At 66.9% G+C, this 17,569-nt stretch carries 31 protein-coding genes; all 31 read right to left on the bottom strand.

Translation table 11 applies throughout. The features are described from left to right. Positions 1-6: 6 nt before the first annotated feature. The 31 genes from truA to rpsJ all read right to left on the bottom strand — a co-directional run bounded on the left by truA (position 7) and on the right by rpsJ (position 17,539). The gene (gene truA, locus CG719_RS18515; RefSeq protein WP_100569759.1) at positions 7-861 is read right to left on the bottom strand and encodes a tRNA pseudouridine(38-40) synthase TruA; all 855 of its coding nucleotides are present in this window, start codon (positions 859-861) and stop codon (positions 7-9) included. Between the two features lie 92 nt (positions 862-953). Then, positions 954-1,448, bottom strand: a complete 495-nt coding sequence (gene rplQ / locus CG719_RS18510) for a 50S ribosomal protein L17 (RefSeq protein ID WP_100569758.1) — start codon at positions 1,446-1,448, stop codon at positions 954-956. 212 nt (positions 1,449-1,660) lie between these two features. Then, complete coding sequence (locus CG719_RS18505) at positions 1,661-2,683, bottom strand: DNA-directed RNA polymerase subunit alpha (protein WP_003966937.1); 1,023 nt, start codon at positions 2,681-2,683, stop codon at positions 1,661-1,663. 199 nt (positions 2,684-2,882) lie between these two features. Then, positions 2,883-3,287, bottom strand: coding sequence for a 30S ribosomal protein S11 (rpsK, locus tag CG719_RS18500; protein WP_003956432.1), 405 nt, complete (start codon positions 3,285-3,287; stop codon positions 2,883-2,885). A gap of 69 nt (positions 3,288-3,356) precedes the next feature. Next, positions 3,357-3,737, bottom strand: coding sequence for a 30S ribosomal protein S13 (rpsM, locus tag CG719_RS18495; RefSeq protein WP_100569757.1), 381 nt, complete (start codon positions 3,735-3,737; stop codon positions 3,357-3,359). A 196-nt stretch (positions 3,738-3,933) separates the two neighbouring features. Next, positions 3,934-4,047, bottom strand: a complete 114-nt coding sequence (rpmJ, locus tag CG719_RS18490) for a 50S ribosomal protein L36 (protein WP_003974245.1) — start codon at positions 4,045-4,047, stop codon at positions 3,934-3,936. A 65-nt stretch (positions 4,048-4,112) separates the two neighbouring features. Then, on the bottom strand, positions 4,113-4,334 hold the full coding sequence (infA, locus tag CG719_RS18485) for a translation initiation factor IF-1 (RefSeq protein WP_004927214.1): 222 nt from the start codon (positions 4,332-4,334) through the stop codon (positions 4,113-4,115). A 191-nt stretch (positions 4,335-4,525) separates the two neighbouring features. Next, the gene (gene map, locus CG719_RS18480) at positions 4,526-5,362 is read right to left on the bottom strand and encodes a type I methionyl aminopeptidase (RefSeq protein ID WP_100569756.1); all 837 of its coding nucleotides are present in this window, start codon (positions 5,360-5,362) and stop codon (positions 4,526-4,528) included. A 124-nt stretch (positions 5,363-5,486) separates the two neighbouring features. Continuing rightward, complete coding sequence (locus CG719_RS18475; RefSeq protein ID WP_100569755.1) at positions 5,487-6,137, bottom strand: adenylate kinase; 651 nt, start codon at positions 6,135-6,137, stop codon at positions 5,487-5,489. After that, entirely contained in the window at positions 6,137-7,450 is a 1,314-nt protein-coding gene (gene secY / locus CG719_RS18470) for a preprotein translocase subunit SecY (RefSeq protein ID WP_100569754.1), read from the bottom strand. The genes CG719_RS18475 and secY overlap by 1 nt, the downstream gene beginning before the upstream one ends. A 169-nt stretch (positions 7,451-7,619) precedes the next feature. After that, positions 7,620-8,075 carry a 50S ribosomal protein L15 gene (gene rplO / locus CG719_RS18465; protein ID WP_100569753.1) on the bottom strand — a complete coding sequence of 152 codons (456 nt, stop codon included), beginning with the start codon at positions 8,073-8,075 and terminating at the stop codon, positions 7,620-7,622. Positions 8,076-8,077: 2 nt separating this feature from the next. Then, positions 8,078-8,260: a 50S ribosomal protein L30 gene (rpmD, locus tag CG719_RS18460; RefSeq protein ID WP_100569752.1), complete on the bottom strand. Its 183-nt coding sequence runs from the start codon at positions 8,258-8,260 to the stop codon at positions 8,078-8,080. After that, positions 8,260-8,865: a 30S ribosomal protein S5 gene (gene rpsE / locus CG719_RS18455; RefSeq protein WP_073725073.1), complete on the bottom strand. Its 606-nt coding sequence runs from the start codon at positions 8,863-8,865 to the stop codon at positions 8,260-8,262. Before rpsE ends, rpmD begins: the two co-directional genes overlap by 1 nt. Before the next feature lie 65 nt (positions 8,866-8,930). Beyond that, positions 8,931-9,314, bottom strand: a complete 384-nt coding sequence (gene rplR / locus CG719_RS18450) for a 50S ribosomal protein L18 (RefSeq protein WP_100569751.1) — start codon at positions 9,312-9,314, stop codon at positions 8,931-8,933. Positions 9,315-9,317: 3 nt separating this feature from the next. Further along, the gene (rplF, locus tag CG719_RS18445; protein WP_100569750.1) at positions 9,318-9,857 is read right to left on the bottom strand and encodes a 50S ribosomal protein L6; all 540 of its coding nucleotides are present in this window, start codon (positions 9,855-9,857) and stop codon (positions 9,318-9,320) included. A 24-nt stretch (positions 9,858-9,881) separates the two neighbouring features. Then, positions 9,882-10,280 carry a 30S ribosomal protein S8 gene (gene rpsH / locus CG719_RS18440; protein ID WP_100569749.1) on the bottom strand — a complete coding sequence of 133 codons (399 nt, stop codon included), beginning with the start codon at positions 10,278-10,280 and terminating at the stop codon, positions 9,882-9,884. Positions 10,281-10,492: 212 nt separating this feature from the next. Then, a complete protein-coding gene (locus tag CG719_RS18430; RefSeq protein ID WP_003948630.1) occupies positions 10,493-10,678 on the bottom strand; it encodes a type Z 30S ribosomal protein S14 in 186 nt (61 codons plus the stop codon). Positions 10,679-10,683: 5 nt separating this feature from the next. After that, positions 10,684-11,241 carry a 50S ribosomal protein L5 gene (rplE, locus tag CG719_RS18425; protein ID WP_100569748.1) on the bottom strand — a complete coding sequence of 186 codons (558 nt, stop codon included), beginning with the start codon at positions 11,239-11,241 and terminating at the stop codon, positions 10,684-10,686. Next, the gene (gene rplX, locus CG719_RS18420) at positions 11,241-11,564 is read right to left on the bottom strand and encodes a 50S ribosomal protein L24 (protein WP_003992365.1); all 324 of its coding nucleotides are present in this window, start codon (positions 11,562-11,564) and stop codon (positions 11,241-11,243) included. The genes rplE and rplX overlap by 1 nt, the downstream gene beginning before the upstream one ends. Before the next feature lie 2 nt (positions 11,565-11,566). Continuing rightward, complete coding sequence (gene rplN, locus CG719_RS18415; RefSeq protein ID WP_003998823.1) at positions 11,567-11,935, bottom strand: 50S ribosomal protein L14; 369 nt, start codon at positions 11,933-11,935, stop codon at positions 11,567-11,569. A 213-nt stretch (positions 11,936-12,148) separates the two neighbouring features. Then, positions 12,149-12,433: a 30S ribosomal protein S17 gene (rpsQ, locus tag CG719_RS18410; RefSeq protein WP_100569747.1), complete on the bottom strand. Its 285-nt coding sequence runs from the start codon at positions 12,431-12,433 to the stop codon at positions 12,149-12,151. Continuing rightward, positions 12,433-12,657 (bottom strand): 50S ribosomal protein L29, encoded by a 225-nt coding sequence (rpmC, locus tag CG719_RS18405; RefSeq protein ID WP_018564811.1) that lies wholly within the window; start codon positions 12,655-12,657, stop codon positions 12,433-12,435. Before rpmC ends, rpsQ begins: the two co-directional genes overlap by 1 nt. Continuing rightward, positions 12,657-13,076 (bottom strand): 50S ribosomal protein L16, encoded by a 420-nt coding sequence (gene rplP, locus CG719_RS18400; protein WP_100569746.1) that lies wholly within the window; start codon positions 13,074-13,076, stop codon positions 12,657-12,659. Before rplP ends, rpmC begins: the two co-directional genes overlap by 1 nt. Before the next feature lie 5 nt (positions 13,077-13,081). Beyond that, positions 13,082-13,912 (bottom strand): 30S ribosomal protein S3, encoded by an 831-nt coding sequence (gene rpsC / locus CG719_RS18395; protein ID WP_100569745.1) that lies wholly within the window; start codon positions 13,910-13,912, stop codon positions 13,082-13,084. Beyond that, entirely contained in the window at positions 13,912-14,259 is a 348-nt protein-coding gene (gene rplV, locus CG719_RS18390; RefSeq protein ID WP_030936396.1) for a 50S ribosomal protein L22, read from the bottom strand. Before rplV ends, rpsC begins: the two co-directional genes overlap by 1 nt. Positions 14,260-14,310: 51 nt before the next feature. Next, complete coding sequence (gene rpsS / locus CG719_RS18385; protein ID WP_100569744.1) at positions 14,311-14,592, bottom strand: 30S ribosomal protein S19; 282 nt, start codon at positions 14,590-14,592, stop codon at positions 14,311-14,313. A gap of 12 nt (positions 14,593-14,604) precedes the next feature. After that, positions 14,605-15,441 carry a 50S ribosomal protein L2 gene (rplB, locus tag CG719_RS18380; RefSeq protein WP_100569743.1) on the bottom strand — a complete coding sequence of 279 codons (837 nt, stop codon included), beginning with the start codon at positions 15,439-15,441 and terminating at the stop codon, positions 14,605-14,607. Positions 15,442-15,481: 40 nt separating this feature from the next. Then, complete coding sequence (gene rplW / locus CG719_RS18375) at positions 15,482-15,901, bottom strand: 50S ribosomal protein L23 (RefSeq protein WP_100569742.1); 420 nt, start codon at positions 15,899-15,901, stop codon at positions 15,482-15,484. After that, a complete protein-coding gene (rplD, locus tag CG719_RS18370) occupies positions 15,901-16,560 on the bottom strand; it encodes a 50S ribosomal protein L4 (protein WP_100569741.1) in 660 nt (219 codons plus the stop codon). Before rplD ends, rplW begins: the two co-directional genes overlap by 1 nt. 8 nt (positions 16,561-16,568) lie before the next feature. After that, positions 16,569-17,213: a 50S ribosomal protein L3 gene (gene rplC, locus CG719_RS18365; RefSeq protein WP_100569740.1), complete on the bottom strand. Its 645-nt coding sequence runs from the start codon at positions 17,211-17,213 to the stop codon at positions 16,569-16,571. Positions 17,214-17,230: 17 nt separating this feature from the next. Then, on the bottom strand, positions 17,231-17,539 hold the full coding sequence (rpsJ, locus tag CG719_RS18360) for a 30S ribosomal protein S10 (protein WP_003948644.1): 309 nt from the start codon (positions 17,537-17,539) through the stop codon (positions 17,231-17,233). Between the last annotated feature and the right edge of the window lie 30 nt (positions 17,540-17,569).

Here is a 17,569-nt window from a genome sequence, read left to right as displayed (position 1 = left end):
GGCCGCTCAGCAGCAGCCGGCCGCCGGCAGGGACCGCTTGTTGCGTGCCTCCCGGCTGCGCGCGGCCAGCAGCTCGTCGGCCGGGTAGCCGACCTCCTCCAGGGTCAGCCCGTGCGGCCGCACGACGTGCACGGCGGAGTCCCGCACCCCCGCGGCCAGCACCTTCCCCGGCCAGTCCGGCGGACGGTGGCCGTCGCCGACGAACAGCAGCGCCCCGATGAGCGAGCGCACCATGTTGTGGCAGAACGCGTCGGCCCGGACGGTGGCCGTGACGACGCCGTCCCCGCCGCGTTCCAGGCTCAGCTCCTGGAGGGTGCGGATGGTGGTCGCGCCCTCGCGCCTCTTGCAGTAGGCGGCGAAGTCGTGCTCGCCGAGCAGCCGCCGCGCGGCCTCGTTCATGGCGTCGACGTCGAGCGGCCAGTCGTGCCACAGGACGTGGCCCCGCAGCAGCGGGTCGACACCGCCGGGGTTGTCGGTGACACGGTAGGCGTAGCGGCGCCAGACGGCCGAGAACCGGGCGTTGAAGCCGCTGGGCGCGGGCCGCAGCGCCCACACCCGCACATCCCTGGGCAGCCGCCCGGCGAGCCGCTTGAGCAGCTTCTCGTGGTGCTCGCGCCAGACGCGCTCGGGCAGGTCCACGTGCGCCACCTGGCCCCGCGCGTGCACCCCGGCGTCGGTCCGTCCGGCCACGGTCAGCTCGTACGTCTCCCCGGACCGCGTGACCGTGCGCAGCGCGTCCTCGATCTCCCCCTGCACGGTCCGCCTGCCGCCGGCCTGCTTGGCCCAGCCGTGGAAGGCGGTGCCGTCGTAGGACAGGTCGAGACGGACGCGGACATGACCGGGCTGTACTTCGTCACTCACGTGCAGATCCTCTCAGGGCGGATCCCTCGGGAAGAAACGCGGAAGCGGGCCCGCCCCGAAGGGCGGACCCGCTTCCGGCGTCAGGCAGTGCCTCAGGCGTCCTTGGACTCCTCGGCGGCGGCCTCCTCGGCCGGGGCCTCGGTGGTCTCCTGAGCCTTGGCCTCCTCGGCCTCCTTGACCGCACGCTTGGTGGCGGCCTCGGCCTCACCCACGGCGTTCTGCTGCACCGTCAGCGCCTCGACCAGCTCGATCACGGCCATGGGCGCGTTGTCGCCACGGCGGTTGCCGATCTTGGTGATACGGGTGTAGCCACCCGGACGGTTCTCGTAACGCGGGCCGATCTCGGTGAAGAGCGTGTGCACGATGCTCTTGTCCGTGATGACCTGGAGCACCTGACGGCGGTTGTGAAGGTCGCCCTTCTTCGCCTTGGTGACCAGACGCTCGGCGTACGGGCGCAGGCGGCGGGCCTTCGCCTCGGTGGTGGTGATGCGGCCGTGCTCGAACAGCGCCTTCGCGAGGTTCGCGAGGAGCAGCTTCTCGTGCGCGGCGCTGCCGCCCAGACGGGCACCCTTGGCGGGCTTCGGCATGGTTCTTCTCCTAGGTGTCTGCCCCGGCCGTACCAGGTACCGGGGTCAGTATCTGAGCAGACGGTTGTCTGTCAGAGATCCGGTCGCTTTACAGCTCCCGGAGGACCCGCGCCCCAAAGGGGCGCGGGGCTGCGGACACTATGCGGCTCCGCCGCGCGGGCGCGACCAGCCACAGCGGACCCGCAGCCAGAAACCGGCAGTCGGTCCCGAGCTCAGTACTGCTCGGTCTCGACGAACCCGGCGTCCGCGTCGTCGTCCGCGCCGAAGGCGTCCGCGGCGGCGGTCGGGTCGAATCCGGGCGGGCTGTCCTTCAGGGCCAGGCCCATGCCGGCCAGCTTCGCCTTGACCTCGTCGATGGACTTCGCACCGAAGTTGCGGATGTCCAGCAGGTCCGCCTCGGAACGCGCGACCAGCTCACCCACCGAGTGGATGCCCTCGCGCTTGAGGCAGTTGTAGGAGCGGACCGTGAGCTCCAGCTCCTCGATCGGCAGCGCCAGGTCGGCGGCCAGCGCGGCGTCCGTCGGGGACGGACCCATGTCGATGCCCTCGGCGTCGATGTTGAGCTCGCGGGCCAGACCGAACAGCTCCACCAGGGTCTTGCCGGCCGACGCCATGGCGTCACGCGGACGCATGGCCTGCTTGGTCTCGACGTCGACGATCAGCTTGTCGAAGTCGGTGCGCTGCTCGACACGCGTGGCCTCGACCTTGTACGTGACCTTGAGCACCGGCGAGTAGATCGAGTCGACCGGGATACGGCCGATCTCCTGACCCACCTGCTTGTTCTGCACGGCGGAGACGTAACCGCGACCGCGCTCGACGGTCAGCTCCATCTCCAGCTTGCCCTTGCCGTTGAGCGTGGCGAGGACGAGGTCCGGGTTGTGCACCTCGACACCGGCCGGCGGCGCGATGTCGGCGGCGGTGACCAGACCCGGGCCCTGCTTGCGCAGGTACATCACGACCGGCTCGTCGTGCTCCGAGGAGACGACCAGCTGCTTGATGTTGAGGATGAGGTCGGTGACGTCCTCCTTGACGCCCGGCACGGTGGTGAACTCGTGGAGGACACCGTCGATGCGGATGCTGGTGACAGCGGCACCGGGAATCGACGACAGGAGGGTACGGCGAAGGGAGTTGCCGAGGGTGTAGCCGAAGCCCGGCTCCAGCGGCTCGATCACGAACCGGGACCGGAACTCGTCGACGACCTCTTCGGTCAACGAGGGACGCTGAGCGATCAGCATGAGTGGATCAGATCCTTCAGTCGTGGGCGCCCGCTATTTGACGCCCGACCAGGCCGCACCCGAAGGGTGCGGGTATTGCAAGGGTACGGGCGGCACGACCGGAAAAGGCCGTACCGCCCGGCTGTTTACCTGTGGGGGACAACCCCCACACCCCCGGCCGGAAAGCCCGGAGGAACAGCAAGCCCTTGAGGCGCCGACGTCAGACGCGACGACGCTTCGGCGGGCGGCAGCCGTTGTGCGGGGTCGGGGTGACGTCCTGGATGGAGCCGACCTCGAGACCGGTGGCCTGCAGGGAGCGGATCGCGGTCTCACGGCCGGAGCCCGGACCCTTGACGAACACGTCGACCTTGCGCATGCCGTGCTCCTGGGCACGACGCGCGGCGGACTCGGCGGCCATCTGCGCGGCGAACGGCGTGGACTTGCGGGAGCCCTTGAAGCCGACGTGGCCCGCGGAGGCCCACGAGATCACGTTGCCGGACGGGTCCGTGATCGAAACGATGGTGTTGTTGAACGTGCTCTTGATGTGCGCGTGGCCGTGAGCGACGTTCTTCTTTTCCTTGCGGCGCACCTTCTTGGCAGCGCCCTGACGTCCCTTGGGGGGCATGTCGAAAACTCCTACGGGAGGTAGTCGGTCCTACAGCGAAGACCGCTGGACGGCGAGTGTCGCTGCGGACTACTTCTTGCCCGGCTTCTTCTTGCCGGCGATGGCGCGACGCGGGCCCTTGCGGGTGCGGGCGTTGGTGCTGGTGCGCTGACCGCGGACGGGCAGACCGCGGCGGTGACGCAGACCCTGGTAGCAGCCGATCTCGACCTTGCGGCGGATGTCGGCCTGGATCTCGCGACGGAGGTCACCCTCGGTCTTGATGTTGTTGTCGACGAACTCACGGATCGCGACGAGCTGCTCCTCGGAGAGGTCGCGAACGCGGGTGTTCGGGTCGATGTCGGTGGCGGCCAGCGTCTGCTGGGACAGGGTCCGGCCGATGCCGAACACATAGGTGAGGGCGACCTCCACGCGCTTTTCGCGCGGGATGTCAACACCGGAAACGCGTGCCATTAAATGGCTCCAGTTGATCTTCGGAGGTCTTCCGCAGGACCGACCGCCGGCCGCCGTACCAGGTACGAACCGGGTCCCCGGCCTCCGAACCGGGGGTGTCGAGCCGCGCTGGGCTCGGGTCCTGCGTATGAACAATTCAGCTCGCGTCGCGCGAATCTCTGCGAAAGGGAGTGCAGAGGGTTCGGTCGGTCGTGCGTCAGCCCTGGCGCTGCTTGTGGCGCGGGTTGTCGCAGATGACCATGACCCGGCCGTGACGGCGGATCACCCTGCACTTGTCGCAGATCTTCTTGACGCTCGGCTTGACCTTCATGGGATGTGAGGTTCTCCGGGTCAGTTGCCGGCGGCCCCACGAAGAACGTGGAGCCTGGGCAAGATCTACTTGTACCGGTAGACGATCCGGCCACGCGTCAGGTCGTACGGAGACAACTCCACCACGACCCGGTCGTCAGGGAGGATGCGGATGTAGTGCATACGCATCTTGCCGCTGATGTGTGCCAGGACCTGGTGGCCGTTCTGGAGCTCGACCCTGAACATGGCGTTCGGCAGAGACTCGACGACAGTGCCCTCGATCTCGATGGCACCTTGCTTCTTGGCCACGCTTCGCCCTTCGAATCGACTACCTTGATCGACTCCATATTCCGCATGCGGACATGCGAATACATGAGAGCCGACGAGTCAGTCTACGTCAGCCCTCTACGAAAGACGAATCGAGAAAGTCTGCCCCAGCTCCGAGATCATCATGCGACCGGGTCCGGCCCGGTTCGGCGGACGTGGGAGCGGGCCCTTTTTCAGGCCAGCGGGTCCGGTGCCGCCGTGACGCCGTGCTCGGCCAGCTTGGCCCGGCCGCCGTCCGGGGAGGTCAGGACCAGCGGGCCCTGCTCGGTCAGCGCCACCGAGTGCTCCCAGTGGGAGGACCAGGTGCCGTCCGTGGTGATGACCGTCCAGTCGTCCTCGAGGACGCGGGTCCTCGCGGTACCCAGGGAGACCATGGGCTCGATGGCCAGGCAGAAGCCGGGGACCAGCTTCGGGCCCTTGCCGCGCCGCCGGTCGACGTAGTTCAGCAGGTGCGGGTCCATGTGCATCTCGGTGCCGATGCCGTGGCCGCCGTAGTCCTCGATGATCCCGTAGCGGCCGCCGCCGGGCTTCGGCTGGCGGCGGATGTACGTCTCGACGGCCCGGGAGATGTCCACCAGGCGGTTGCCCTGCTTCATGGCGGCGATGCCGGCCCACATCGACTCCTCGGTCACCCGGGAGAGCTCGATCAGCTCCGGGGAGTGACCGGAGCCGACGAACGCGGTGAAGGCCGCGTCGCCGTGCCAGCCGTCGATGATCGCGCCGCAGTCGATGGAGATGACGTCCCCGTCCTTGAGGACGACGTCGTCGGAAGGGATGCCGTGCACCACGACCTCGTTGACGGAGGTGCAGATCGTCGCCGGGAAGCCGCCGTAGCCGAGGAAGTTCGGCTTGGCGTTGTGCTCGGCGAGCACCTTGCGGGCCACCTGGTCCAGGTCCTTGGTGGTCGCCCCCGGCACGGCCGCCTCCCCGGTGGCCGCGTGGATGGCGGCGACGACCAGCCCCGCCTCACGCATCTTGGCGATCTGCTCGGGGGACTTGATCTGCACCATGGGGACTACGGCCTTTCTCGGACCGGAAGGAAGACGGACACCCTCAAGAATACGGGGCAGCGAAAACCTGCCCGCGCACACGTCGGCCGCGGCTCCCATGGGGAACCGCGGCCGAGCAGTGCGGTCAGTCGCGCTTCAGCGCCGCCAGCGCGCGCTGCGTGATCTCGTCCACCGGACCGAGCGAGGAGATCGTCACGACCAGGCCCTGCGCCCGGTAGTAGTCGATGATCGGCTCGGTCTGCGTGTGGTAGACCTCAAGGCGCTTGCGCACGGTCTCCTCGGAGTCGTCGTCCCGCTGGTACAGCTCACCGCCGCAGACGTCGCAGACGCCTTCCTTCTTCGGCGGGCTGTACGTCTCGTGGAAGACGTGCGCCGAGTCGTTGCGGCAGGTGCGGCGACCCGCGATGCGCTTGACGACCTCGTCCTCGGGGACCTCGAGGTCGAGGACCGCGTCCAGCTTCATGCCCTCGCTCTGGAGCAGCTTGTCCAGCGCCTCGGCCTGCGACACATTGCGCGGAAAACCGTCCAGCAGGAAGCCGCCCTCGGCGTCGGGCTGCTCCATGCGGTCCTTGGCCATCGCGATGGTGACCTCGTCGGGCACCAGGTTCCCGGCGTCCATGTAGGACTTCGCGAGCTTGCCGAGCTCCGTCTGCCGGCTGATGTTGGCGCGGAACAGGTCGCCCGTGGAGATGTGCGGAATACGCAGCTTCTCGGCGAGGCGTGTGGCCTGCGTTCCCTTGCCAGCACCCGGCGGTCCGACGAGGACGATTCGCATCAGCGGAGGAACCCTTCGTAATTGCGCTGCTGGAGCTGGCTCTCGATCTGCTTCACCGTCTCGAGTCCGACACCCACGATGATGAGGATGCTGGTCCCGCCGAAGGGGAAGTTCTGGTTCGCCCCGAAGCCGACCAACGCCATTGTCGGTACGAGAGCGATCAGGCCCAGATACAGCGATCCCGGCCAGGTGATCCGGTTGAGCACGTACGAAAGGTACTCAGCGGTCGGTCGGCCAGCCCGGATGCCCGGGATGAAGCCACCATACTTCTTCATGTTGTCGGCGACTTCTTCAGGGTTGAAGGAGATCGCCACGTAGAAGAAGGCGAAGAACACGATCAGCAGGAAGTACATGGTGATGTAGATCGGGTGATCGCCCTTGGTCAGGTTCTGCTGAACCCAGGTCTTCCATCCGGAGTTGCCCCCGGAGAACTGAGCGATGAGCGCCGGAATGTAGAGCAGCGAAGAAGCGAAGATGACGGGGATCACGCCCGCCTGGTTGACCTTCAGCGGGATGTACGTCGACGTACCACCGTAGGAACGGCGGCCGATCATGCGCTTGGCGTACTGCACCGGAATACGGCGCTGGGCCTGTTCGACGAAGACCACCAGGCCGACCATGACCAGGCCGACGAGAATGACGGTGCCGAATTCGATCCAGCCCTCGGCGAGCTTGCCCTGCTTCTTGATCGCCCACAGCGCGGACGGGAACGTGGCGGCGATCGAGATGAACATCAGGATCGACATGCCGTTGCCGATGCCGCGGTCGGTGATGAGCTCACCGAGCCACATGACCGTGGCCGTACCGGCGGTCATGACGATCACCATGACGATCGTGTTGAAGATCGCCTGGTCCGGGACGATGTTCCCGGCCGCCGAGCACCCGGAGAACAGGGCGCCGCTGCGGGCGGTCGCCACCAGGCCCGTGCCCTGGAGGATGGCCAGCGCCACCGTCAGGTAACGGGTGTACTGGGTGATCTTCGCGGTGCCGCTCTGGCCCTCCTTCTTGAGGGCCTCCAACCGCGGGATCACCACGGTCAGCAGCTGAAGGATGATGCTCGCCGTGATGTACGGCATGATGCCCAGGGCGAAGATCGTGATCTGCAGCAGCGCACCGCCGCTGAACATGTTCACCAGGCCGAAGAGGCCCTGGTTGCCCGAGGCCTCGCCGACGCACTGCTGAACAGCCTTGTAGTTGACACCCGGGATCGGGATGTGGGTACCGACGCGGTACACCACGATGATGCCGAGCGTGAAGAGCAGCTTCTTGCGCAGGTCGGGCGTCCTGAACGCCCGGGCGAAGCCGGTGAGCACGGTGCCTCCTGCGACCCCCGCGCCAGTGCGTCAGGGTGACGGTCTTGAGGTTCGACGATAAAGAACGGTGCAGGCCACCTTACCGGCGACACTGCCTCCCTGAAAACGACCAACCGGGGATACCTCGTTGTGAGGTACCCCCGGTCGGGACCGCTTTACGTCATCGGGCTCAGACGAGCTCGGTGACAGAACCGCCGGCGGCGGTGATCTTCTCCTTGGCGGAGCCGGAGACGGCGTCCACCGTCACCTGCAGCGCCACGGAGATCTCGCCCTGGCCGAGGACCTTGACGAGGCTGTTCTTGCGAACGGCACCCTTCGCCACCAGGTCCTCGACCGTGACCTCGCCACCCTCGGGGTAGAGCGCGGCCAGCTTGTCGAGGTTCACGACCTGGAACTCGGTCTTGAACGGGTTCTTGAAGCCCTTCAGCTTCGGGAGGCGCATGTGCAGCGGCATCTGGCCGCCCTCGAAGCGCTCCGGAACCTGGTAGCGGGCCTTGGTGCCCTTGGTACCACGACCGGCCGTCTTACCCTTGGACGCCTCACCACGACCCACACGGGTCTTGGCGGTCTTGGCGCCCGGGGCGGGACGGAGGTTGTGGATCTTGAGCGGGTTCTGCTCCGCCATGATCAGTCGACCTCCTCGACCGTCACGAGGTGGCGGACGGTGTGCACCATTCCGCGGAACTCGGGGCGGTCCTCCTTGACGACCACGTCGCCGAGCTTCTTCAGCCCGAGCGAACGCAGGGTGTCGCGGTGGTTCTGCTTGCTGCCGATGTAGGACTTGACCTGCGTGACCTTGAGCTGCGCCATCACGCACCAGCCCCGGCACGCGCACGGAGCAGGGCCGCGGGGGCCACGTCCTCGAGCGGCAGACCGCGGCGGGCCGCGACCTCCTCGGGACGCTGCAGGCCCTTCAGGGCCTCCACGGTCGCGTGCACGATGTTGATCTGGTTGTCGGAGCCGAGCGACTTCGACAGGATGTCGTGGATACCGGCGCACTCGAGCACGGCACGCACCGGGCCGCCGGCGATAACGCCGGTACCCGGGGAGGCGGGCTTGAGCAGCACGACGCCGGCAGCCTTCTCACCCTGGATCGGGTGCGGGATGGTGCCCTGGATCCGGGGGACCTTGAAGAAGTGCTTCTTGGCCTCCTCAACACCCTTGGCGATGGCGGCCGGCACCTCCTTGGCCTTGCCGTATCCGACACCCACGGTGCCGTCACCGTCGCCCACCACGACCAGCGCGGTGAAGCTGAAGCGACGACCACCCTTCACAACCTTGGCGACGCGGTTGATCGCGACGACGCGCTCAACGTACGCGGTCTTCTCGGCGGCAGCTGCGCCGCCGTCACGGCCCTTCCGGTCCCGCCGCTCGCCGCCACCGGCACCGCCACCGCGGCGCTGGGGTCCAGCCATTGGAATTACCTCTCTCTGTTTCCGCTAGCTCGCAGCAACGAAAAGTCGCTGCCGCGACGGGCGACTCAGAACTTCAGTCCGGCCTCGCGGGCGGCGTCCGCCAGGGCGGCGATGCGCCCGGCGTACTGGTTGCCACCACGGTCGAACACGACGGCCTCGACACCGGCGGCCTTGGCACGCTCGGCGACCAGGGCGCCGACCTGCTTCGCCTGCGTCGACTTGTCGCTCTCGCCACCGCGGATCGAGTTGTCCAGGGTGGACGCCGATGCCAGGGTGTGGCCCTTCAGGTCGTCGATCACCTGCGCCACGATGTGGCGGTTGGAGCGGGTCACGACCAGACGGGGACGCTCCGCCGTACCGGCGATCCGCTTGCGGATCCGGATGTGGCGGCGCTTGATCGCGGCGCGCTTGTAGGCGTCGCCCTTGAGGATCTTCTGCCCGTATGCCATGGCTTACTTACCCGCCTTTCCGACCTTGCGGCGGATGACTTCGCCCTCGTACTTGACGCCCTTGGCCTTGTACGGGTCAGGCTTGCGCAGCTTGCGGATGTTGGCCGCAACCTCGCCGACCTTCTGCTTGTCGATGCCCTCGACCTGGAAGCGGGTCGGGGTCTCCACCTTGAAGGTGATGCCCTCGGGCGCCTCGACGGTGATCGGGTGGCTGTAGCCGAGCGCGAACTCCAGGTTCGAACCCTTGGCCGTCACGCGGTAACCGACACCGCTGATCTCGAGCTTCTTCACGTAACCCTGGGTCACGCCGGTGATCATGTTCGCCACCAGCGTGCGGGACAGGCCGTGCAGGGCCTTGTTCTGACGCTCGTCGTTGGGGCGGGTCACCTGCAGGGTGCCGTCCTCGCCCTTGGCGATCTCGATCGGCGCCACGACGGTGTGAGTCAGCGAGCCCTTGGGGCCCTTGACCGCGACCGTACGGCCGTCGATGGTGACGTCCACGCCGGCGGGAACCGCGATGGGGAGCTTGCCGATGCGCGACATAGCTGTTTCCTCCGTTCCCTTCCGCTACCAGACGTAGGCGAGGACTTCCCCACCCACGCCCTTCTTGCCGGCCTGCTTGTCGGTGAGGAGCCCGTAGGACGTGGAGATGATCGCCACGCCGAGGCCGCCGAGCACCTTCGGCAGGTTGGTGGACTTCGCGTACACCCGGAGACCGGGCTTGGAGATCCGCTTGATGCCCGCGATGGAGCGCTCACGGTTGGGGCCGAACTTCAGCTCCAGGACGAGGTTCTTGCCGACCTCGGCGTCCTCGACCTTCCAGCCCGTGATGAAGCCCTCCTGCTGGAGGATCTCCGCGATGTGCGACTTGATCTTCGAGTGCGGCATCGACACGCTGTCGTGGTATGCCGAGTTCGCGTTCCGCAGACGCGTAAGCATGTCTGCGATCGGATCAGTCATGGTCATGAATTGGCCTTCGGCCTCTCTCGCCGGGGTTTCCTGGTGCGCCATCCCTCTCCCCGATCCGAGACGGGACGGGTGCGGCGCGGTGGACCTACGGCGTAGTAAGTCGTAAGGGCGCGGCAGGCGCCCAACCCCACAAGCCTACGGCATGTGAGGTGGGCCTCCTGCCGACCCCAGTTGCTTACCGAGAGTCCTGCTTCAACCCAAGTGGGCTGTTACCAGGAGCTCTTGGTCACGCCCGGCAGCTCGCCACGGTGAGCCATCTCACGAAGGCACACGCGGCACAGGCCGAACTTGCGGTACACGGAGTGCGGACGGCCACAGCGCTGGCAGCGGGTGTAGCCACGCACACCGAACTTGGGCTTGCGAGCAGCCTTAGCGATCAGAGCCTTCTTCGCCATCTCGCTCACGCCTCCTTGAACGGGAAGCCGAGGTGACGAAGGAGCGCGCGGCCCTCAGCGTCGTTGGTCGCCGTGGTGACCACGGTGATGTCCATACCCCGGACGCGGTCGATCTTGTCCTGGTCGATCTCGTGGAACATGACCTGCTCGGTGAGACCGAAGGTGTAGTTGCCACGGCCGTCGAACTGCTTGGGGGACAGGCCGCGGAAGTCGCGGATGCGCGGCAGCGCGAGCGACAGGGTGCGGTCCAGGAACTCCCACATGCGGTCGCCACGGAGCGTGACGTGGGCACCGATCGGCTGGCCCTCACGCAGCTTGAACTGCGCGATGGACTTGCGGGCCTTGGTGACCTGCGGCTTCTGGCCGGTGATCGTGGTGAGGTCGCGGATGGCGCCATCGATCAGCTTGGAGTCGCGGGCGGCGTCGCCCACACCCATGTTGACCACGATCTTGACGAGACCGGGAATCTGCATGACGTTCTCGTACTTGAACTCGTCACGCATCTTGCCCGCGATCTCCTCGCGGTACTTCTGCTTCAGACGCGGAGTGGTGGTGGTAGCCATCAGATGTCCTCACCCGTCCGCTTGGCAACGCGGATCTTGTTGCCTTCGTCGTCGAAGCGGTAACCGACACGCGTGACGACCTTGTTGCCATCCTTCTCAACGACCAGCTGGACGTTGGAGACGTGGATCGGCGCCTCGGTCGTGACGATGCCGCCGGCCTGCGAACCGCGGGCGGTCGGGCCGGCCTTGGTGTGCTTCTTGACCCGGTTGACACCCTCGACCAGGACGCGATCCTCGCGCGGGAAAGCGGCAATGACCTTGCCCTGCTTGCCCTTGTCCTTGCCGGTGATGACCTGAACCAGGTCGCCCTTCTTGATCTTCATGCTCACAGCACCTCCGGCGCGAGGGAGATGATCTTCATGAACTTCTTCTCGCGCAGCTCACGGCCGACCGGGCCGAAGATACGGGTGCCACGAGGGTCGCCGTCGTTCTTGAGAATGACAGCGGCGTTCTCGTCGAAGCGGATGTACGAGCCGTCCGGACGGCGGCGCTCCTTGACGGTGCGAACGATGACCGCCTTGACGACGTCACCCTTCTTCACGTTGCCACCGGGGATCGCGTCCTTGACGGTGGCGACGATGACGTCACCGATGCCCGCGTAGCGGCGACCGGAGCCACCGAGCACACGGATGCAAAGGATTTCCTTCGCACCAGTGTTGTCGGCGACACGCAGTCGCGACTCCTGCTGGATCACGTCTATCTCCTGATTGTCTGCCGGTTCCCGGGGAGGGCCGTGAGTGACTCACGGGCCTTCGCCGAGCCTGGCGGAACCGTCCTGCGGGTAGCTCCCGCAGGAATTACTGGTGTCTCGGGAGGCGGGAACCCACGCCGGGGACTTCGCCGGGTCCGGGCCGGGGCCCGGGGCGTCGCCCCCAGCGGGGGTCAGCGGGGGCGGTGCCCCCGCTTCTTACTTCGCCTTCTCGAGGATCTCGACGACGCGCCAGCGCTTCGTCGCGGACAGCGGCCGGGTCTCCATCAGGAGGACACGGTCGCCGACGCCCGCGGCGTTCTGCTCGTCGTGCGCCTTGAGCTTCTCGGTACGGCGGATGACCTTGCCGTACAGCGCGTGCTTGACACGGTCCTCGACGGCGACGACGACGGTCTTGTCCATCTTGTCGCTGACGACGAGACCCTCACGGGTCTTGCGGAAGCCGCGCGCCTCTGCGTTCTCAGTCACGTTCTTCTCGCTCATCAGGCGTTCTCCACCGTTTCGATGCCCAGCTCACGCTCGCGCATCAGGGTGTAGATCCGCGCGATGTCCTTGCGGACCGCCTTGAGACGGCCGTGGTTCTCGAGCTGCCCGGTCGCCGCCTGGAAACGGAGGTTGAACAGCTCTTCCTTGGCCTCGCGGAGCTTTCCAAGAAGCTCCTCGTTGCCCAGCTCGCGCAGCTCGGACGCCTTGGTACCGGCCGACATCACGCTTCACCTGCCTCGCGCTTGACGATCCGGCACTTCATCGGCAGCTTGTGGGCCGCACGGGTCAGCGCCTCACGGGCGATCTTCTCGTTCGGGTAGGACAGCTCGAACATCACCCGACCGGGCTTGACGTTCGCGATCCACCACTCCGGCGAACCCTTACCGGAACCCATGCGGGTCTCGGCCGGCTTCTTGGTCAGCGGACGGTCCGGGTAGATGTTGATCCAGACCTTGCCGCCACGCTTGATGTGGCGGGTCATCGCGATACGAGCCGCCTCGATCTGGCGGTTCGTCACGTAGGCCGGGGTCAGCGCCTGGATGCCGTACTCGCCGAACGCAACCTGCGTTCCACCCTTGGACATACCGTTGCGCGACGGGTGGTGCTGCTTGCGGTGCTTGACCCTACGGGGGATCAGCATTTCGGTCAGGCCTCCGTTCCGGTGCTCTCAGCCGGAGCGGCAGCGGCCGGGGCGTCGGCCTTGGGGGCCTCGGCGGCCGGAGCCGACTGCTGCTGCGGCTTGCGACCGCGCCGCTCGCCACCACGGCCACCACGGGCCGGGCGGTCGGCGCCACCACGGGCCGGGCGGTTGCCCGCACGGGCGGCGGCGTTCTCGGCGCGGACCTCGGCGATGTTCTTGACGTCGCCCTTGTAGATCCAGACCTTCACACCGATGCGGCCGAAGGTCGTCTTGGCCTCGAAGAAGCCGTAGTCCACGTTCGCGCGGAGCGTGTGCAGGGGCACACGGCCCTCGCGGTAGAACTCCGAGCGGGACATCTCGGCGCCGCCGAGGCGGCCACCGCACTGGATCTTGATGCCCTTGGCGCCGGCCTTCATCGCCGACTGCATGCTCTTGCGCATGGCACGGCGGAAGGAGACGCGGGAGGAGAGCTGCTCGGCAACGGCCTGGGCCACGAGCTGAGCGTCCGTCTCGGGGTTCTTGACCTCGAGGATGTTCAGCTGGACCTGCTTGCCCGTGAGCTTCTCGAGGTCGCCGCGGATGCGGTCGGCCTCGGCGCCACGGCGGCCGATGACGATGCCCGGACGCGCGGTGTGGATGTCCACGCGGACACGGTCACGGGTGCGCTCGATCTCCACCTTGGAGATGCCGGCGCGCTCCATGCCGGACGTCATCATCCGACGGATGGCGACGTCTTCCTTGACGTAGTCCTTGTACAGCTTGTCGGCGTACCAACGCGACTTGAAGTCGGTCGTGACACCGAGCCGGAACCCATGCGGGTTTACCTTCTGGCCCATTACCGGGTTCCTTCCTTGCTGCTGACGACCACGGTGATGTGGCTGGTCCGCTTGCGGATCCGGTAGGCACGGCCCTGGGCACGCGGCCGGAACCGCTTCAGGGTCGGACCCTCGTCGACGTACGCCTCGGCGATGTAGAGGCTGTCGACGTCGGTGTGGTCGTAGTTGTGCGCGGCGTTGGCGATGGCGCTGTCCAGCACCTTGCCGACCGGCACGCTCGCGGCCTGCGGGGCGAAACGCAGGACCGCCTGAGCCTCCGTGGCGTCCATGCCACGGATGAGGTCCACCACACGGCGGGCCTTCATGGGCGTGACGCGGATGTACCGCGCCTGGGCCCTGGCTTCCATGGTTGTCCCTTCAGTGTTTGACACGTTCGTCATGGTCTTTCACCCCGCTGACTAGCGGCGCTTCGACTTCCGGTCGTCCTTGACGTGACCCCGGAAGGTGCGCGTCGGCGAGAACTCGCCGAGCTTGTGGCCGACCATCGACTCGGTGACGAACACCGGAATGTGGGTCTTGCCGTTGTGCACCGCGATCGTGTGACCCAGCATGGCCGGGATGATCATCGAGCGGCGGGACCAGGTCTTGATGACGTTCTTGGTGCCGGCTTCGTTCTGCGAGTCCACCTTCTTGCTCAGGTGGTCGTCGACGAAGGGCCCCTTCTTCAAGCTACGCGGCATCTCAACCCGTCCTTAGCGCTTCTTGTTCGTCTTGCGGCGGCGGACGATGTACTTGTTCGACGCCTTCTTGGGCGAACGAGTACGGCCTTCCTTCTTGCCCCACGGGGACACCGGGTGACGGCCACCGGAGGTCCGGCCCTCACCACCACCGTGCGGGTGGTCCACCGGGTTCATGACCACACCACGGACGGTCGGGCGGACGCCCAGCCACCGCTTGCGGCCGGCCTTGCCCCAGTTGATGTTGCTCTGCTCGGCGTTGCCGACCTCGCCGACCGTGGCGCGGCAGCGCTGGTCGACCAGGCGGATCTCACCGGAGGGCATGCGGAGGTGGGCCATCGTGCCCTCCTTCGCGAGCAGCTGCACGGAGGCACCGGCGGAGCGGGCGAACTTGGCACCGCCACCGGGACGGAGCTCGATCGCGTGGATCGTGGTACCGACCGGGATGTTGCGGAGGGCCAGGTTGTTGCCCGGCTTGATGTCGGCCCCGGGACCGTTCTCCACACGGTCGCCCTGCTGCAGGTTGCGCGGGGCGAGGATGTAGCGCTTCTCGCCGTCGGCGTAGTGCAGCAGCGCGATGCGCGCGGTGCGGTTGGGGTCGTACTCGATGTGCGCGACCTTCGCCGGCACGCCGTCCTTGTCGTGACGACGGAAGTCGATCACACGGTAGGCGCGCTTGTGTCCGCCACCCTGGTGGCGAACGGTCACACGACCGGAATTGTTACGGCCGCCCTTGCTGTGCAGGGGACGGACCAGCGACTTCTCCGGCGTGGACCGCGTGACCTCGACGAAGTCGGCGACGCTGGCGCCACGACGGCCCGGCGTAGTCGGCTTGTACTTGCGGATTCCCATTTCTCAGTCCTCGTCCGATATCGGACGATCCGGACCGCCGTCAGGCGGTCGGACCGCCGAAGATGTCGATACGGTCGCCCTCGGCGAGGGTCACGATCGCGCGCTTGGTGGCGGAGCGCTGACCGAAGCCGGTCTTGGTGCGCTTGCGCTTGCCCTGGCGGTTGATCGTGTTGACCCCGGTGACCTTGACCTCGAAGACCGCCTGCACGGCCTGCTTGATCTGGGTCTTGTTGGCGTTCGGGTCGACGATGAACGTGTACTTGTTCTCGTCGAGGAGCGCGTAGCTCTTCTCCGAGACGACCGGCTTGAGCAGAACGTCACGGGGGTCCGTGTACGACTTGCTCAGCGGGGTCTCGACGGTGTTCTTGCCCTCGGCGGCGTGGCGGCGCGCCTTGGCGACACGCGCGGCCTTGGCGGCCTTGGCAGCCTTCGAGGCGATGCTCGGGTGACGCGTAGCCATCAGGCCTCGCTCCCTTCGTTGTCGTTGGCCTTGTTCGGGCCGGCGACGAAGGACTCGAAAGCGGCCTTGGTGAAGACCACGTCGTCCGAGACGAGAACGTCGTACGTGTTCAGCTGGCCCGGCTCCAGGATGTGGACCTGGGGCAGGTTGCGGGCGGACAGCCACGCGGCCTCGTCGGCGCGGTCGACGACCAGGAGCAGGTTCTTGCGCTCCGAGATCTTGCCGAACAGCGTCCTGGCGGACTTCGTGGAGGGGGTCTCGCCCTCGACCACGCCGGTGACGACGTGGATGCGGCTGTGGCGGGCCCGGTCGGTGAGGGCGTGGCGCAGGGCCGCGGCCTTCATCTTCTTCGGGGTCCGCTGGGAGTAGTCACGCGGCTGCGGGCCGTGGACGACGCCACCACCGGCGAACTGCGGCGCGCGGGTCGAACCCTGACGGGCGCGACCGGTGCCCTTCTGGCGGTACGGCTTCTTGCCACCACCACGGACTTCACCGCGACGCTTGGTCTTGTGCGTGCCCTGGCGGGCAGCGGCGTTCTGCGCGACGACGACCTGGTGGATCAGCGGGATGCTGATCTTCTCCACGCCGAAGATCTCCGCGGGGAGCTCGACGCTTCCGGTCTTCTCGCCGGCAGGCGAAAGGATGTCAACAGTGCTCATCGGTTACCTCAGGCCCCCTTGGCCGCGGTGCGGACCAGGACGAGGCCGCCGTTCGGACCGGGAACCGCGCCCTTGATGAGCAGCAGACCCTTCTCCGCGTCAACGGCGTGGACGGTCAGGTTCTGGGTGGTGACCCGCTCGTTGCCCATGCGACCCGCCATGCGGAGGCCCTTGAACACACGGCCCGGGGTGGCGCAGCCGCCGATGGAACCGGGCGAGCGGTGCTTGCGCTGGGTGCCGTGTCCGGCGCCGAGGCCACGGAAGTTGTGGCGCTTCATGACACCGGCGAAGCCCTTGCCCTTGCTCTTGCCGGTGACGTCGACCTTCACGCCGGCCTCGAACACCTCAGCGGTGATCTGCTGGCCGAGGGTGTACTCGGCGGCGTCCGCGGTGCGGATCTCGACGAGGTGACGACGGGGGGTGACGTCGGCCTTGGCGAAGTGGCCCTTGAGGGGCTTGTTCACCTTGCGCGGGTCGATCTCGCCGAAGGCGATCTGGACCGACTCGTAGCCGTCGACGTCGTTCGTACGAACCTGGGTGACGACGTTGGGGCCGGCCTTGACGACGGTGACCGGGACGACACGGTTGTTCTCGTCCCACACCTGCGTCATGCCGAGCTTCTCGCCCAGGATGCCCTTGATCTGCTTTGTCATCTCTCAGATCACCGGCCTCAGAGCTTGATCTCGATGTCGACACCGGCCGGGAGGTCGAGTCGCATCAGAGAGTCAACGGTCTTGGGGGTCGGGTCGAGGATGTCGATCAGGCGCTTGTGCGTGCGCATCTCGAAGTGCTCGCGCGAGTCCTTGTACTTGTGCGGCGACTTGATGACGCAGTACACGTTCTTCTCAGTGGGCAGCGGCACCGGGCCCGCGACCGACGCACCAGTACGGGTCACCGTCTCGACGATCTTCTTCGCCGAAGAGTCGATGACCTCGTGGTCGTAGGCCTTGAGCCGGATGCGGATCTTCTGTCCCGCCATGGCTACTTCGTAGTCCTGTCTCTTCTTACG

Source organism: Streptomyces sp. CB01373 (assembly GCF_002803075.1).
Lineage (GTDB): Bacteria > Actinomycetota > Actinomycetes > Streptomycetales > Streptomycetaceae > Streptomyces.
Note: the sequence above shows the minus strand (reverse complement) of the source record. Positions and strands in the feature narration are given on the sequence as shown.

Excerpts from the sequence above, each read along its gene's own strand:
- rplQ (WP_100569758.1), bottom strand. The coding sequence starts at position 1,448 with ATGCCGAAGCCCGCCAAGGGTGCCCGTCTGGGCGGCAGCGCCGCGCAC.
- CG719_RS18505 (WP_003966937.1), bottom strand. The coding sequence starts at position 2,683 with ATGCTGATCGCTCAGCGTCCCTCGTTGACCGAAGAGGTCGTCGACGAG.
- rpsK (WP_003956432.1), bottom strand. The coding sequence starts at position 3,287 with ATGCCCCCCAAGGGACGTCAGGGCGCTGCCAAGAAGGTGCGCCGCAAG.
- rpsM (WP_100569757.1), bottom strand. The coding sequence starts at position 3,737 with ATGGCACGCGTTTCCGGTGTTGACATCCCGCGCGAAAAGCGCGTGGAG.
- rpmJ (WP_003974245.1), bottom strand. The coding sequence starts at position 4,047 with ATGAAGGTCAAGCCGAGCGTCAAGAAGATCTGCGACAAGTGCAGGGTG.
- map (WP_100569756.1), bottom strand. The coding sequence starts at position 5,362 with ATGGTGCAGATCAAGTCCCCCGAGCAGATCGCCAAGATGCGTGAGGCG.
- CG719_RS18475 (WP_100569755.1), bottom strand. The coding sequence starts at position 6,137 with ATGCGAATCGTCCTCGTCGGACCGCCGGGTGCTGGCAAGGGAACGCAG.
- rplO (WP_100569753.1), bottom strand. The coding sequence starts at position 8,075 with ATGGCGGAGCAGAACCCGCTCAAGATCCACAACCTCCGTCCCGCCCCG.
- rpmD (WP_100569752.1), bottom strand. The coding sequence starts at position 8,260 with ATGGCGCAGCTCAAGGTCACGCAGGTCAAGTCCTACATCGGCAGCAAG.
- rpsE (WP_073725073.1), bottom strand. The coding sequence starts at position 8,865 with ATGGCTGGACCCCAGCGCCGCGGTGGCGGTGCCGGTGGCGGCGAGCGG.
- rplR (WP_100569751.1), bottom strand. The coding sequence starts at position 9,314 with ATGGCATACGGGCAGAAGATCCTCAAGGGCGACGCCTACAAGCGCGCC.
- rplF (WP_100569750.1), bottom strand. The coding sequence starts at position 9,857 with ATGTCGCGCATCGGCAAGCTCCCCATCGCGGTTCCCGCCGGCGTGGAC.
- rpsH (WP_100569749.1), bottom strand. The coding sequence starts at position 10,280 with ATGACCATGACTGATCCGATCGCAGACATGCTTACGCGTCTGCGGAAC.
- CG719_RS18430 (WP_003948630.1), bottom strand. The coding sequence starts at position 10,678 with ATGGCGAAGAAGGCTCTGATCGCTAAGGCTGCTCGCAAGCCCAAGTTC.
- rplE (WP_100569748.1), bottom strand. The coding sequence starts at position 11,241 with ATGGCTACCACCACCACTCCGCGTCTGAAGCAGAAGTACCGCGAGGAG.
- rplX (WP_003992365.1), bottom strand. The coding sequence starts at position 11,564 with ATGAAGATCAAGAAGGGCGACCTGGTTCAGGTCATCACCGGCAAGGAC.
- rpsQ (WP_100569747.1), bottom strand. The coding sequence starts at position 12,433 with ATGAGCGAGAAGAACGTGACTGAGAACGCAGAGGCGCGCGGCTTCCGC.
- rpmC (WP_018564811.1), bottom strand. The coding sequence starts at position 12,657 with ATGTCGGCCGGTACCAAGGCGTCCGAGCTGCGCGAGCTGGGCAACGAG.
- rplP (WP_100569746.1), bottom strand. The coding sequence starts at position 13,076 with ATGCTGATCCCCCGTAGGGTCAAGCACCGCAAGCAGCACCACCCGTCG.
- rpsC (WP_100569745.1), bottom strand. The coding sequence starts at position 13,912 with ATGGGCCAGAAGGTAAACCCGCATGGGTTCCGGCTCGGTGTCACGACC.
- rplV (WP_030936396.1), bottom strand. The coding sequence starts at position 14,259 with ATGGAAGCCAGGGCCCAGGCGCGGTACATCCGCGTCACGCCCATGAAG.
- rpsS (WP_100569744.1), bottom strand. The coding sequence starts at position 14,592 with ATGCCGCGTAGCTTGAAGAAGGGGCCCTTCGTCGACGACCACCTGAGC.
- rplB (WP_100569743.1), bottom strand. The coding sequence starts at position 15,441 with ATGGGAATCCGCAAGTACAAGCCGACTACGCCGGGCCGTCGTGGCGCC.
- rplW (WP_100569742.1), bottom strand. The coding sequence starts at position 15,901 with ATGGCTACGCGTCACCCGAGCATCGCCTCGAAGGCTGCCAAGGCCGCC.
- rplD (WP_100569741.1), bottom strand. The coding sequence starts at position 16,560 with ATGAGCACTGTTGACATCCTTTCGCCTGCCGGCGAGAAGACCGGAAGC.
- rplC (WP_100569740.1), bottom strand. The coding sequence starts at position 17,213 with ATGACAAAGCAGATCAAGGGCATCCTGGGCGAGAAGCTCGGCATGACG.
- rpsJ (WP_003948644.1), bottom strand. The coding sequence starts at position 17,539 with ATGGCGGGACAGAAGATCCGCATCCGGCTCAAGGCCTACGACCACGAG.